Source organism: Nocardiopsis eucommiae (assembly GCF_965344335.1).
Lineage (GTDB): Bacteria > Actinomycetota > Actinomycetes > Streptosporangiales > Streptosporangiaceae > Nocardiopsis > Nocardiopsis eucommiae.
Genome location: NZ_CBDRIY010000001.1, coordinates 13,537 through 26,909, shown reverse-complemented (window position 1 = coordinate 26,909; position 13,373 = coordinate 13,537). Strand labels below are relative to the sequence as shown.

Below are 13,373 nucleotides of genomic sequence, written 5' to 3'. Positions count from 1 at the left end.
GCCGCCCGGACGTCCGGGCGGCCATTCCCGGTCCCGTCGACGGTCACCCGACTACTTCAGGTGACCGTCCCCGGTGACCACGTACTTGGTCGAGGTCATTTCGGTGAGCCCCATCGGGCCCCTGGCATGCAGTTTCTGGGTGGAAATGCCGATCTCCGCGCCGAAGCCGAACTCCCCGCCGTCGGTGAAGCGCGTGGACGCGTTCACCATCACCGCCGCCGAGTCCACCCGGGCCACGAAGTACCGGGAGGTGCGGAGCGAGTCGGTGACGATCGCCTCGGTGTGCCGGGTGGAGTACCGCCTGATGTGCGCGATCGCCGCGTCCACGTCCGGGACCACCCGGACGGCCAGGTCCAGGGACAGGTACTCCGTGGCCCAGTCCTCCTCCGTGGCCTCGACCACCGTGGCGCCGGTCGGGTGGACGGCGGCGACGGCGAGGACGCGTTCGTCACCGTGCACGGTCACCCCGGCCTCGGCCAGGGACGAGAGCACGCGGGGCAGGAAGTCCGCCGCGACCGCCTGGTGTACCAGCAGGGTCTCGGCGGAGTTGCACACCGAGCAGCGCTGGGCCTTGGCGTTGGTCGCGATGGCCACCGCCTTGTCGAGGTCGGCGTCGGCGTCCACGTACACGTGGCACAGACCCTCGCCGGTCTCGATGACGGGGACGGTGGAGTCGCGGACCACGGCCTGGATGAGCGAGCCGCCGCCGCGCGGGATGAGCACGTCCACGAGTCCACGGGCCCGCATCAGCGCGGTGGAGGACTCCCGGGTGCGGCCGGGGACCATCTGGACCGCGTCGACCGGGACCCCCGTGCCCTCCAGGGCGTCGCGCAGCACCGTCACGATGGCGGTGTTGGAGTCGTAGGCGGAGGAGGAACCGCGCAGCAGGGCCGCGTTGCCGCTCTTGAGGCAGAGGGCGGCGGCGTCCGCGGTGACGTTGGGACGCCCCTCGTAGATGATGCCGACCACCCCGAGCGGAACCCTGATCTGACGCAGGTCGAGGCCGTTGGGCAGGACGCCGCCGCGCACGGACTCACCGACGGGGTCCGGGAGCTCGACGATCTCGCGAACCGCCTCCGCGATCGCCTCGATCCGGGCCGGGTTCAGGGTGAGGCGGTCGATCATGGCCGGGCTGGTTCCGTCCAGGCGGGCCCGCTCGACGTCCGCCGCGTTGGCGGCCGTGATCTCGTCCGCCCGCTTGACCAGGGCGTCCGCGATGGCCAGCAGGGCACGGTCCTTCACCGACCGGCTGAGCGGGGCGAGCTCGGCCGCCGCGTCCTGGGCACGTTCGGCTACCGCGTGGACCACGCGCTCGATGTCACTCATGGCAGTCATCCTTGTCGGGGCTTCCTTGCTCGGGAGGCCGCCCGGCCGGTGAACCCACCCCTTCGTAGGGCACCGGACCAGGGGGATCTCCCTCAGCGTATAGCGCCGCGCACCCGGACACACGGAGTTATCCACAGGGTGAGACGGCGGCGCGACCCGCGACCGCTCAGCTCCAGCCGTAGCGCTCCCGCAGGACCGCGGCGACCTTCCAGAACAGGTCCTCGTCCATGACGGCGGCCTCCCTGCGGATGGCCGCCTCGTCGAACTCGAAGAGGCGGTCCACCCGAACGAAGGAGTCGCGGCCCTCCCGGTCCCAGGCGCCCGCGCCGATCGGCAGCCAGTCCTGGCGTTCGTGCTCGTCGGGGACCTGCGTGGAGAGCATGAGTCCGTGCAGGTCGCGCCCCCGCCGCCCCACCACGAGCAGGGGTCGGTCCTTGCCCTGGGTGGCGTCCTCCTCGTAGGGCACCCAGGTCCAGACGATCTCGCCCGCGTCGGCGAGACCGTCCTTCTCCGGTGAGTAGACGAGTCGGGTGGCGTTGCGCCCGGTGGGGACCTCGCGGACCGCGCCCTCCTGCGGGTGGGACTCGGTGCCCTGCTGGAGTCCGCCCCGTTGCTGGGTGTCACCGTCGCGCCGGGTGCCGTCGTTACGTCGGGGGCCGCCCTGCGGCGGGTTTCCGTGCTGTGTCGTGTGTTGGCTCACGCACCGCATCCTAGGACCCGCAACGCGTCGGCGCACGGGGCGCCCGGGGCGGTCGTCCGCCCGATCAGTCCAGGTCCAGCAGTGCTCCCAGGGCCCGGACGCAGTGGTCGGCCTCCTCGACCGGGCCGGTGGTGCGCCGGTCGGCGGGGACGGCGGACCAGCGCAGGGCTCGGGCCTCCAGGTAGGCGGTCCAGGCGTCGGTGACCGGGGCCACCGTCTCGGGGGCGTCCAGCAGGGCACGCACGCGGGCACCCATGGTCTCGCGCAGGTCCTCCACGCGGGCGCCCTCCAGGGTCACCGCTCCCCCGCCGAACACCAGCGCCGCGTACGAGGCCCGGCGCCGGTCCACCTGCTCGAAGTAGCGTTCCGCGAACTGGGCCACCGCGTCCCAGCCGGAGCGGTCACCGTCGGGCGCGGTGTTGCGGAGCACGCGCCGTCCGGCGGCGGCCACCACGGCGTCGTGGAAGGCGGTCTTGTTGGGGAAGTAGTGGAAGAGCAGCCCTCGGGAGATGCCGGCCTCACGGGCCACCTCGTCCACCGCCAGCTCCTGGATGGGGCGTTCCACCAGCATGCGCAGGCCGATCCCGACCAGTTGGCGCCTGCGCTCGTCCTGGGTCATCCGCGTCCGTCGCGGGGCTGCCTCGTTCACCCTGTTGAGCATTGCTCAACAAGCCCGTAGTGTCAACGACATGGACTTCGCACCCTCCCCCCGCGTCGCCGCGCACGAACCCGCGACCCACGGGGTCCGACGATGACCGCCCCCGGGCGGGGCGCCCCTCCCGGCGGCTCCGGCCGCCGCGTCCTGGTCACCGGAGGCGCCTCCGGGCTCGGCGCCGCCCTGGTCTCCGCGTTCGCCGCGCGCGGGGACCGGGTGATCGCCACCGACCTGGCCGCGGACGCGCCCGACACCCTTCCGGACGGGGTCGGCTACCTGTGTCTGGACGTGACCTCCGACGACGACTGGGCGTCCGCCCTCGCCCACGTCGAGGAGCGGTGGCGCGGGCTCGACGTGCTGGTCAACAACGCGGGGATCGCCGCCGGCGGACGGATCGACGTCCTCACCGTCGAGGACTGGCGGCGGATCACCGAGATCAACCTGTTCGGCGTGGTTCGGGGCTGCCGCGTGTTCACCCCGCTGTTCAAGCGCCAGGGCTCGGGGCACCTCGTCAACGTCGCCTCCATGGCGGGGCTCGTGCACCCGCCGGTGATGAGCTCCTACAACGCGGTCAAGGCGGCGGTCGTCGCGCTCAGCGAGACCCTCCAGCACGAGCTCGCCCCCTACGGCGTCACCACCTCGGTGGTGTGCCCGTCGTTCTTCCGCACCAACCTGGCCTCCTCCCTCAGCGGCAGCGACCCCGAGGTGGAGGCCTCCGCCGTTCGGCTGATCGACGGGTCGCGCCTGTCCGCCGACGAGGTCGCCGCCCGGGTGCTCCGTGGGGTGGACCGGAGAAGACCCGTCATCCTCACCGACCGGGCCGGACGGACGGCGGTCCGCGCCAAACGGTGGCTGCGGCCCCTCTACGACCGCGCGATGCGCGGGGTGGCCGAGGGTGTGCGCCGCCGCGTCGATCCCACCTCCACCGCACCCGACCACACCACGGAGAAGGCATGAGCAGGGGAACCGTCGTGATCACCGGGGCCTCGGCGGGACTGGGCGCGGAGATGGCCCGCCAGTTCGCCGCCCTCGGCTACGACCTCGGACTGTGCGCCCGTCGGACCGCGCCGATGACCGCCCTCCGGGACGAGATCGCGCGGTCCCACCCCGACCGCCGCGTGGAGCTGCGGGCCCTGGACGTCACCGACGACGAGGCGGTCCACCGGGTCTTCGGGGAGTTCGCGACCGAGTTCGGCACCGTGGACCGGGTCATCGTCAACGCCGGGCTGGGCAAGGGTGCCGCGCTCGGCACCGGTCGCCACGACGCCAACCGCCAGACGGCCATGACCAACTTCGTGGGCGCCCTCGCCCAGGCGGACGCCGCCATGGAGATCTTCCGCGCGCAGGAGCGCGGTCACCTCGTGCTGGTCTCGTCCATGTCGGCCCTGCGCGGCATGCGCAGGGCCATGACCGTCTACGCCGCCACCAAGGCCGGGGTCGCCGCCATCGCGGAGGGACTGCGCTCGGAGGGCGTGCCCGGCCTGGACGTCTCGGTGATCTATCCCGGCTACATCCGCTCAGAGATGAACGAGCACGTCACCCAGCGGACCCGGTTCATGGTCGAGACCGAGGTGGGCGTCCGGGCGATGGTCGCGGCCATCGAGAGGCGCCGGGTGCGGGCGTACGTCCCCGCCTGGCCCTGGGTACCCATCGGCTTCCTGATGAGGCGGCTGCCGCTGTCCGTGGTCAGGAGGCTGACGTGAGCCGAGCGGCAGCTGGCAGGGCGGCCGTCCCGGAGGCGTCACCGCGCCCGGTCCGCCTCACAGCTCCCGGACCGTCCTCATGATCCGCTCGCGCGCGTCACCGCCCTCGGGAACCGGGACCAGGGGGTGGATGTGGAAGGCGCCCTCCTCCACGAAGAGCTCGGCCACGCCCCCGGCCTCGGTCACCCTCTCGTGCAGGCGCCGTGTGTCCGGCAGGAGCAGGTCCCGGGTGCCGATGTACAGGTCCATGGGCGGCAGCCCCGCCACCGGCCCGTACAGCGGGCTGAGCCGTGGTTCGGCCAGGTCGTCCCCGCCCGCCCACTCACCCGCGGCCTCCAGCAGACCCACCGGAGCCAGCCAGGGGTCCGCGTCCTCCACTTCCGCGATCTCCGGGTTCGACATCGTGAGGTCCGTCCACGGGGAGATCAGCACCAGCCGCGCGGGCGGCGGGAGCTCCTCCCCCGCCAGGGTCTGGGTGAGGGCCAGCGCGAGCCCGCCACCGGCGGAGTCGCCCGCGATCAGCGTGCGCGAGGGCGAGGCGTCCTCCAGCAGCTCCCGGTACACGGCGGTGACGAACGGGAAGGCCTCGCGGTAGGTGTGGTCGGGGGCAAGACCGTAGATCGGCACCTCCACCCGGCAGCCCGCGTCGGCCATCCGTGAGACCAGCACCCAGTGCCAGGCGGCGATCTCGCTGACGTAGGTACCCCCGTGCAGGTACAGCACGGCCCTCCCGGGTTCGGTGACCGCGCGGGGGCGCACCGTGTAGACGCGGAAGCCGCCGACCTCCCGGCGGGTGATCCAGTGCCGGGCGGCCAGCCAGTGCGGCGGGTCCGCGTGCTCCTTGGGCTCCCGGAGCCACTCCCGGGTGTCCTCCACCGATTCCAGGGTCGGTTTGCGCAGGACCCGGAGGGCCAGCGCGGCCAGGTGCGTCGTCAGGCTGGACACGGTGGGCGCTCCTCGGGTCGTCCTGTCACGGAGCCCTCCACGCGCGGACGACGGCGCCGGGCGGCTCTTTGGTCAGAGCACCACGAGGTCGTCGCGGTGCACGAGCTCGCGCTCGTAGGAGGGGCCCATCTCCCGGGCCAGCCACCGGGTGGACCGGCCCATCAGGTCCGGGACCTCGGTGGCGTCGTAGTTCACCAGTCCCCGCGCGACCACCGTGCCCTGCTCGTCGCGCAGGTCCACGGGGTCACCCGCGCTGAAGTCGCCCTGGACCCGGACCACCCCGGCGGGCAGCAGCGACGCCTTCTCCCGCACCACCGCGTTGACCGCTCCCGGGTCCAGGACGAGGCTGCCCCGGCCCGCGGTGGCGTGCGCCAGCCACAGCTGGCGCGCCGAGGGGCGGCGCCCGCCGGCCGCCGCGAAGAAGGTGCCCACCCGCTCACCGGACAGGGCGGCGCGGGCGTTGGCGGCCGAGGTCAACAGGGTGGGCACGCCCGCCTCGGTGGCGATGCGCGCGGAGTCCACCTTGGTGACCATCCCGCCGGTGCCCACGCCCCGCCTGCCCGAGCTCCCGATGTCGATCCCGTCCAGGTCGGCCCGACCGCGCACCAGGTGCACGACCGAGGTTCCCTCGTCGGCCGGGTTGCCGTCGTAGAGCGCGTCCACGTCGGAGAGCAGCACGAGGGCGTCCGCCCGCATCAGGTGCGCCACCAGCGCGGCGAGGCGGTCGTTGTCACCGAACCGGATCTCGTGCGTGGCCACGGTGTCGTTCTCGTTGACGATCGGCAGGGCGCCGATGTCCAGGAGACGGCGCAGGGTGCGCTGGGCGTTGCGGTGCTGCACCCGTCGCATCATGTCCTCCACCGTGAGGAGGACCTGGGCGGCGGTCAGCCCGTGTCCGGCCAGCTCGGCCGCGTAGGAGGCCACGAGCAGCCCCTGGCCCACACTGGCGGCGGCCTGCTGCGAGGCGAGGTCGTGCGGGCGGCGAGCCATGCCCAGCGGCGTCATCCCGGCCGCCACCGCGCCGGACGAGACCAGGATCACCTCCTGCCCGCGGGCCCTGCGGTCCGCGAGGACCTCGACCAGGTCCCGGATCCGACCGGAGTCGATCAGCCCGTCCGGGGTGGTCAGTGAGGAGGACCCCACCTTGACCACGACCCGGCGGGCCCCGGCGACCGCCGTCCGCCCGGCCGACTCCAGGGCGTCGACGTCACTCCGACCGGCCCGCTGGCCGGTGTGCTGCTGGGTGTCTGCGCTGTGCACCACGAGGGGCTTTCCGTCCGTGGCACGGCGCCCTGCCCGAGCGCCGTGCTCGTACCTTGTCTGGGTCAGGCTGGAGTGGAGCGGCGGTCCCCGCGCGGGTCAGCCCAGCCGGGCGTCGGATCCGCGCGGGCCGGACGGGACGGCCTCGGCGTCCATGGAGTTGTCCCAGTCGAAGACCACGGCGTCCTCGTCCGTGCCGATCTGCACCTCGGCGCCCTGGGTGGCCCCGGCCTTGGCCAGCGCCTCCTCGATGCCGAGGCGGTTGAGGCGCTCGGCCAGGTAGCCGACGGCCTCGTCGTTGGAGAAGTCGGTCTGGCGCACCCACCGGGCGGGCTTGTCGCCGCGCACCTGGAAGGAGTTGTTCCCGAGCGGCACGACGTCGAAGGGGACGTCCCCGATCATCTTCGGCCGCAGCACGATGCGGGTGGGCTCCTCCACCGGCGCTGCCTGACGGGCCGCCGTGATCTGCTCGGCCAGGGCGAAGGAGAGCTCACGCAGGCCCTCACGGGAGGCAGCGGAGACCTCCATCACCTTGTAGCCGCGCTCCTCCAGCATGGGGGTGACCATGTCGGCGAGGTCACGGGCCTCGGGCACGTCCACCTTGTTCAGGGCGACGATGCGCGGACGGTCGGACAGGTCCACCCCGGCCTGCTCGCCGTAGGCGGACAGCTCGGCCTCCAGGGCGTCGAGGTCGCTGACCGGGTCGCGGCCCGGCTCGTAGGTGGCGCAGTCCAGGACGTGCAGCAGCGTGGAGCAGCGCTCGATGTGGCGCAGGAACTCCAGGCCCAGCCCCTTGCCCGCGCTCGCGCCGGGGATCAGGCCGGGAACGTCCGCGATGACGTACTGGGTGGTACCCGCCTCCACCACGCCCAGGTTGGGGATGAGGGTGGTGAAGGGGTAGTCCGCGATCTTGGGTCGGGCCGCCGACATCGCGGCGATCAGCGACGACTTGCCGGCGCTGGGGAAGCCCACCAGGCCGACGTCCGCGATGGTCTTCATCTCCAGGCGGACGTCGAAGGCCTCGCCCTCCTCGCCCTTGAGTGCGAAGCCGGGGGCCTTGCGCTTCTTGGAGGCCAGCGCGGCGTTGCCCAGGCCGCCGTGGCCGCCCTGGGCCAGGACCAGGCGGGTGCCGTGGCCGACCAGGTCGGCGACGACCTCACCGTCGGCCTTGGTGACCACGGTGCCGTCGGGGACGGTCAGGACCAGGTCCTGCCCCTTGGCCCCGGCGCGGTGACCGCCCTGGCCGGGGGTGCCGTTCTGGGCGTTGCGGTGCGGACGGCGCTGGTAGTCCAGCAGCGTCGCGGTCTGGGCGTCGACCTCCAGGACGATGTCACCGCCCTGGCCGCCGTTGCCGCCGTCCGGGCCGCCCAGCGGCTTGAACTTCTCACGGTGCACGGAGGCACAGCCATGCCCGCCGTTCCCGGCCTTGACGTGCAAGACCGCCTCGTCGACGAAGTCAGGCATAGCTCTCCCCGTTACTCATGCGGCCCCCACCACCTGGCGGGGACCGGTACTCCTCACGCGTCACCAGTGACAACGCGAGGGGCGGGCCAGTGTTCCCTGGCCCGCCCCCGAAGAACCGCTGTTGCCGGCGCAGCCTACTCGGCGGCGACCGGAACGATGTTGACGGCCTTGCGACCGCGGTGGTTGGCGAACTTGACCTCGCCATCGACCAGCGCGAACAGCGTGTCGTCGCCGCCACGGCCAACGTTGGCACCGGGGTGGAACTTGGTGCCGCGCTGACGGATCAGGATCTCACCGGCCGAGACGGACTGACCGCCGAAGCGCTTCACGCCGAGGCGCTTGGCGTTCGAGTCACGACCGTTACGGCTGGACGAAGCGCCCTTCTTATGTGCCATTTCTCCAGGCCTCCTACTTCGCCGCGATGCCGGTGACGCGCACCTGGGTGTGCTTCTGGCGGTGACCCTGGCGCTTCTTGTAACCGGTCTTGTTCTTGTACTTCAGGATGTTGATCTTGGGGCCCTTGGTCTCGCCGAGAACCTCGGCGGTGACCGTGTAGCCGCTCAGCTTGTCGGCCTCGCTGATGACGTTGTCACCGTCGACCACAAGGATGGGCTGCCACGTAAGGGTGGCGCCGGTCTCGTCGGAGACCCTGTCGATGTTCAGGACGTCATCGACAGACACCTTCTCCTGTCGGCCGCCCGCTCGCACGATCGCGTACACCGGGTAACTCTCTTCCTGCTCGCTCAACGAATAATGCGCTCACTCATGACCGTGATGCCACGATCCACGAATCGCCTGTAGCGGGGCGCGGGGATCTGAGGGAAACAAACCCACCTTGGTGGAGAGCACTGCGGTCTCGGGGCGCGCGAACATTTGGGGCGCGCCGACGCACCGTCCATCAGATTACCACCGACCCGACACAGGCCCGCACACGTACTCCTGGTCCGGACCCGTGGGAAACCGGGTCCGGACCAGGCTGCTGTCCCGCCTCGACCGCTGGTCAGCCGGCGTCGACCGCGGTGGACTCACTGGTCTGTGAGCTCACCGCCGCCTTGGTCCGCCGGGTACGGCGGCGCTTGGGCCGCTCGCTGGCGCCCTCGGCGTCACCGTCAGAGGTGGCGGGTGTCTCGGTGGCGTCGGTGTCCGAGACCTGCTCGGTACCGCTCGCCCGCGTCTGCTCACCCTCACCGCTGTCGGCCGGGGCCGCCTTGCGGGTGGTGCGCCGACGGGTCTTCCTGGCCGGGGCCTCCTCGGCCACGGGGGCCTCCGAGGGCTCCTCAGACGGCTTGTCCTCCGACGCGGACCCCTCGGCCGACTCCGTGGGCTCGGCGGCCTTCTTCGCGCGTGAGGAGCGCTTACGCGTCTTCTTCACGGGAGCGGCCTCCTCGGCCTCGGGGGCCTCGGCCTCCGCGGGAGCGGACTCGGTCTCGGCGGCCGGGGCGGCCTCGGCCTGGTCGGTGTCGGCGGCCACCGGCTCCGCGGCCTTGCGGCCGCGCTTCCTCGTGGTCTTCTCCGCCTTCGCGGCCTTGCCGGGCTTCTCCGCCTGCTCGACCGCCTGGTCGGCGGTCTCCTCGCCGCCAGCGGGGCGGTCGTCGCCGTCCTGCTGGTCCGCCTTGTCGGAGGCGTCGGAGGACGCCTTGTCCCCGGACGACTCGGCGTCGCCCTTGCCCTTCTTCTTCTTGCGCCCGCCGGTGCCGCCACCGCCGCCGCCCTTGTTCTCCACCGGGTCGCTGGAGAGCAGCAGGCCGCGACCGTTGCAGTGGTCACAGGTGTGCGAGAAGGCCTCGAGCAGGCCCTGGCCGACCCTCTTGCGGGTCATCTGGACCAGTCCGAGCGAGGTGACCTCGGCCACCTGGTGCTTGGTCCGGTCCCGGGACAGGCACTCCAGCATCCGGCGCAGCACCAGGTCGCGGTTGGACTCCAGCACCATGTCGATGAAGTCGATGACGATGATGCCGCCGATGTCGCGCAGGCGGAGCTGGCGGACGATCTCCTCGGCCGCCTCCAGGTTGTTCTTGGTGACCGTCTCTTCGAGGTTGCCGCCCTGGCCGGTGAACTTGCCGGTGTTGACGTCGACCACGGTCATGGCCTCGGTGCGGTCGATGATGAGCGAACCGCCGCTGGGCAGCCAGACCTTGCGCTCCAGGGCCTTGTTGATCTGCTCGTCGATCCGGTACGCGGAGAAGACGTCGCGGTCCTCGCCCCAGTGCGACAGCCGCTCGGAGAGGTTGGGCGCCACGTAGTCCACGTACTCGTGGACGGTGGTCCAGGCCTCGTCGCCGGAGACGACCAGGCTGGAGAAGTCCTCGTTGAAGACGTCCCGCACCACGCGCACCGTCAGGTCCGGCTCGCTGTTGAGCAGGGACGGGGCGTTGGCCGACTTGGACTTGCGCTTGATCGAGTCCCACTGCTTGGCCAGCCGCGTGATGTCGCGCTCCAGCTCCTCCTCGCTGGCTCCCTCGGCGGCCGTGCGCACGATCACGCCGGCGCCGGAGGGCATCACCTTCTTGAGGATGGTCTTGAGACGCGCGCGCTCCTTGTCGGGGAGCTTGCGGCTGATGCCGGTCATCGAACCGCCGGGCACATACACGAGGTAGCGGCCGGGCAGGCTGATCTGGCTGGTCAGCCGGGCACCCTTGTGACCGACCGGGTCCTTGGTGACCTGCACCAGGACCGACTGGCCGGACTTGAGCACGGATTCGATGCGCTTGGGCTGGCCGTCCAGGCCGAACGAGTCCCAGTTGACCTCGCCCGCGTACAGCACGGCGTTGCGGCCCTTGCCGATGTCGACGAAGGCGGCCTCCATCGACGGCAGGACGTTCTGCACCCGGCCCAGGTACACGTTGCCCACGTAGGAGCGGTGGGTGGCGCGGTCCACGTAGTGCTCGACCAGGACGTCGTCCTCGAGGACGGCGATCTGGGTACGGTCACCCGTCCGGCGCACGACCAGGTCGCGCTTGACCGCCTCGCGGCGGGCCAGGAACTCGGACTCGGTGACGATGGGCGCGCGGCGGCGGCCCTGCTCGCGCCCCTCACGGCGGCGCTGCTTCTTGGCCTCCAGCCGGGTGGAGCCCCGGACCGCCTGGACCTCGTTCTCGATGGGCCGTTCCTGGCGCGGCTCGCGCACCTTGACCACGGTGTTCGGCGGGTCGTCGTTGGTGGAGTCGCCACCGGAGCCCGAACGCCGACGACGGCGGCGACGGCGACGGCTGCTGCCGCGCTCGCCGTCGGCGGAGTCGTCACCGGACTCGTCCTCGGAGTCGTCCTCCTCGGCGGCGGCCCGGTCGTCCCCGCGCTGGCCCTTGGCGTTGTCCTCGGACGCGCCGGCCTCACCCTGGGCGTCGTCGTGGTCGGCGTCCTCGGCGCCGCGCGAGCGGCCGCGCCCGCGTCCGCCGCGACGGCGGCGGCGACGGCTGGGGCGCTCGTCCGAGCCGGTCTCCTCGGCGGGGGCCTCGGCGGACTCGTCCTCGGTGTCGTCCTCGTCCTCGTCGGTGTCGTCCTCGACGACCGGCTCGGCCTTGGGCTTGGGCTTGGTCTGCACGGGCGCGCTGGCGACCGGGGGCTGGAAGAGCATGCCGCCGGGCGGCTGGAAGACGGCGCCGCCGGTCTCGGCGGGGGTCTCCTCAGGCTCCTCGACGACCTCCGGGGCCGGGGCCTCGGCGGTCCTGGTGGAACGGGCGCGCGTGCGGCCGCGCGTACGACCGCGACCGGTCTCCTTCTCCCCGCCCTCCTTGGCATCGCCCTCGGGCTCGGCGGGCCGGTCAGCCGAGGCCGTCTCGACGGCCTCAGGGACCGGCTCGCTCGCCTTCGCCGTGGTCGCGCGACCACGGCTCCGGCGCTGCGAGGCGGCCGGGGCGTCGTCGGGGCGGCCCGCCGCGCGCACGGTGCGCTTGCGGGAAGCGGCGGACACGGAGGTGTTGACCGTGCCGACCTCACCGGAGCCAGCCAGCTTGGTGACCGGCGCGGAGGGAGCGGAGAAGACGTCGTCCGGTTCGGGGGGTGGTCCTGCCGCGCGGCGAGCGCCCTTGGCGGGGGCGGGTGTGGTCACCCGCACCGCGCCGTCCCCCGCGGGGGGCGCCGCCGCCGTGTTCTCGGTTGTTTCAGTTGTACCCGCGGCGCCTTCGGCGCCGTTGTTGGGCTCGTTCTCGAGCATCCGGGCGGTCTCCCGTCAAAGCGCTCGGGCGCACCGCGACCTCATCGGTCGGTGGCGCGGCTCACGAGAGCTGTCGTCTGTGTCAGCGCCGACGACACTGGTGTGCCGTCGGGGCAAAGTCCTGTGGTTCGCCCATGTTTCCCCGCCTTGGGGCCCTTCATGACGAAGGTCCCGTCATGGGCGATGACGTCCGTGGTGAGCGGGTGCGTCGATCGTTCTTCTGGTCGTGCGCGGCCCCGGTGCGCCCAGTCACGGGAGCTTCGGGTCGGTCCGCGTCGAACGGATCAGCGATCACACCTGTCGCCTCGTCCAGTGGCCCCTGCGCCAGCCTGGTCATCGTCGGTGATGACGGCGGCGCGAGGTCGGCCAGTTGGCGGAGGCCGGTCAGCACGTCGTCCGGTCGTACAGCAGGTGTCGTGTGCCGTATGACCATTCGAAGTATGGCATATGTCGCGTGTCGGTCCCGTGGGACGCGCCCATGGGATCGGTGAGACACGTCGATGTCGAGGACGGCCGGTCGGGTGTCGAAGCGGCGCCGGCCCTTCTTCGTCATCCGTTCCACCTCGACGCTCTCGGCGGCCAGGTAGGTGGCCACCGCCCTGGCGGCGTCGTCGGGGTCGACGTCCGCCATCTCCACGCGCCACTGGGAGGCCTCGAGCCGGTCGGCCAGGCCCTGAGTCCGGGCCTCGACGACCTCGACCACGTCGATCCCGTCGGGCATCGCCGCGTCGATCGCGGTCCTGACCTGTTCGGGTCGGCGTGCCTCGGCCAGGGTCAGCTCAAGATACTCCGCCTCGCTGGCGACCCCGGTCGGGGCCGCGCCCGTGTAGGAGATCTTGGGGTGCGGTGAGAAGCCAGCGGAGAAGGCCACGGGAACCGAGGCCCTGCGCAGGGCTCTCTCCAGTGCCCGGGCGATGTCGCGGTGGCTCGCGAAGCGCATGCGCCCGCGTTTGGCGTAGCGGACGCGCAGCCTTTGGCCGGGGTTGGCGGTGGAGGGTGAGGTGGTGCCCTCGTGTGCGGGGGGCAGCTCAACTCCTTTCCTCAGTGCCCCCTGGGTTCCGGGCCGTCTGTGGCGGCCCTCAGGGGCTGTTCCTCGTCCTGTTCAGCGTACGGTGCGCCGAAGTGCACACGCGCCAACGGGACACGCATACCGGTACCTCCCCCAAC

Annotated in this window: 12 protein-coding genes; 2 read left to right on the top strand and 10 right to left on the bottom strand. The window is 72.1% G+C overall.

Annotated elements, in window-relative coordinates; all coding sequences use genetic code 11:
* Positions 1-51: 51 nt before the first annotated feature.
* The 3 genes from ACRWK8_RS00120 to ACRWK8_RS00110 form a co-directional block, all read right to left on the bottom strand.
* A complete protein-coding gene (locus ACRWK8_RS00120; RefSeq protein ID WP_431867564.1) occupies positions 52-1,326 on the bottom strand; it encodes a glutamate-5-semialdehyde dehydrogenase in 1,275 nt (424 codons plus the stop codon).
* Positions 1,327-1,492: 166 nt separating this feature from the next.
* The gene (locus tag ACRWK8_RS00115) at positions 1,493-2,026 is read right to left on the bottom strand and encodes a type II toxin-antitoxin system PemK/MazF family toxin (RefSeq protein WP_378735112.1); all 534 of its coding nucleotides are present in this window, start codon (positions 2,024-2,026) and stop codon (positions 1,493-1,495) included.
* A 64-nt stretch (positions 2,027-2,090) separates the two neighbouring features.
* Complete coding sequence (locus ACRWK8_RS00110; protein WP_431867563.1) at positions 2,091-2,675, bottom strand: TetR/AcrR family transcriptional regulator; 585 nt, start codon at positions 2,673-2,675, stop codon at positions 2,091-2,093.
* A 102-nt stretch (positions 2,676-2,777) separates the two neighbouring features.
* Here ACRWK8_RS00110 and ACRWK8_RS00105 point away from each other — a divergent pair, with 102 nt between their 5' ends.
* Together ACRWK8_RS00105 and ACRWK8_RS00100 are read left to right on the top strand one after the other, a co-directional pair.
* Positions 2,778-3,638, top strand: coding sequence for an SDR family NAD(P)-dependent oxidoreductase (locus ACRWK8_RS00105; RefSeq protein ID WP_378735117.1), 861 nt, complete (start codon positions 2,778-2,780; stop codon positions 3,636-3,638).
* Positions 3,635-4,384: an SDR family oxidoreductase gene (locus tag ACRWK8_RS00100; RefSeq protein ID WP_431867562.1), complete on the top strand. Its 750-nt coding sequence runs from the start codon at positions 3,635-3,637 to the stop codon at positions 4,382-4,384. The genes ACRWK8_RS00105 and ACRWK8_RS00100 overlap by 4 nt, the downstream gene beginning before the upstream one ends.
* A gap of 57 nt (positions 4,385-4,441) precedes the next feature.
* Here the strand turns inward: ACRWK8_RS00100 and ACRWK8_RS00095 are convergent, their stop codons facing one another.
* The 7 genes from ACRWK8_RS00095 to ACRWK8_RS00065 form a co-directional block, all read right to left on the bottom strand.
* A complete protein-coding gene (locus tag ACRWK8_RS00095) occupies positions 4,442-5,329 on the bottom strand; it encodes an alpha/beta hydrolase (protein ID WP_378735121.1) in 888 nt (295 codons plus the stop codon).
* Positions 5,330-5,401: 72 nt separating this feature from the next.
* The gene (gene proB / locus ACRWK8_RS00090; RefSeq protein WP_431867807.1) at positions 5,402-6,589 is read right to left on the bottom strand and encodes a glutamate 5-kinase; all 1,188 of its coding nucleotides are present in this window, start codon (positions 6,587-6,589) and stop codon (positions 5,402-5,404) included.
* A gap of 99 nt (positions 6,590-6,688) precedes the next feature.
* Positions 6,689-8,053, bottom strand: a complete 1,365-nt coding sequence (obgE, locus tag ACRWK8_RS00085; protein ID WP_378735123.1) for a GTPase ObgE — start codon at positions 8,051-8,053, stop codon at positions 6,689-6,691.
* Between the two features lie 134 nt (positions 8,054-8,187).
* Positions 8,188-8,448 (bottom strand): 50S ribosomal protein L27, encoded by a 261-nt coding sequence (rpmA, locus tag ACRWK8_RS00080; RefSeq protein ID WP_378735125.1) that lies wholly within the window; start codon positions 8,446-8,448, stop codon positions 8,188-8,190.
* A gap of 13 nt (positions 8,449-8,461) precedes the next feature.
* Complete coding sequence (rplU, locus tag ACRWK8_RS00075; protein ID WP_017545212.1) at positions 8,462-8,773, bottom strand: 50S ribosomal protein L21; 312 nt, start codon at positions 8,771-8,773, stop codon at positions 8,462-8,464.
* 280 nt (positions 8,774-9,053) lie between these two features.
* Positions 9,054-12,206 carry an Rne/Rng family ribonuclease gene (locus ACRWK8_RS00070; protein ID WP_431867561.1) on the bottom strand — a complete coding sequence of 1,051 codons (3,153 nt, stop codon included), beginning with the start codon at positions 12,204-12,206 and terminating at the stop codon, positions 9,054-9,056.
* Between the two features lie 157 nt (positions 12,207-12,363).
* Entirely contained in the window at positions 12,364-13,146 is a 783-nt protein-coding gene (locus ACRWK8_RS00065; protein ID WP_378735129.1) for a TIGR03936 family radical SAM-associated protein, read from the bottom strand.
* Between the last annotated feature and the right edge of the window lie 227 nt (positions 13,147-13,373).

What these genes read in the sequence shown, in the direction of transcription:
- ACRWK8_RS00120 (WP_431867564.1), bottom strand. Translation starts at nt 1,326, where the DNA reads ATGAGTGACATCGAGCGCGTGGTCCACGCGGTAGCCGAACGTGCCCAG.
- ACRWK8_RS00070 (WP_431867561.1), bottom strand. Translation starts at nt 12,206, where the DNA reads ATGCTCGAGAACGAGCCCAACAACGGCGCCGAAGGCGCCGCGGGTACA.
- ACRWK8_RS00105 (WP_378735117.1), top strand. Translation starts at nt 2,778, where the DNA reads ATGACCGCCCCCGGGCGGGGCGCCCCTCCCGGCGGCTCCGGCCGCCGC.
- obgE (WP_378735123.1), bottom strand. Translation starts at nt 8,053, where the DNA reads ATGCCTGACTTCGTCGACGAGGCGGTCTTGCACGTCAAGGCCGGGAAC.
- ACRWK8_RS00100 (WP_431867562.1), top strand. Translation starts at nt 3,635, where the DNA reads ATGAGCAGGGGAACCGTCGTGATCACCGGGGCCTCGGCGGGACTGGGC.
- rpmA (WP_378735125.1), bottom strand. Translation starts at nt 8,448, where the DNA reads ATGGCACATAAGAAGGGCGCTTCGTCCAGCCGTAACGGTCGTGACTCG.
- ACRWK8_RS00065 (WP_378735129.1), bottom strand. Translation starts at nt 13,146, where the DNA reads ATGCGCTTCGCGAGCCACCGCGACATCGCCCGGGCACTGGAGAGAGCC.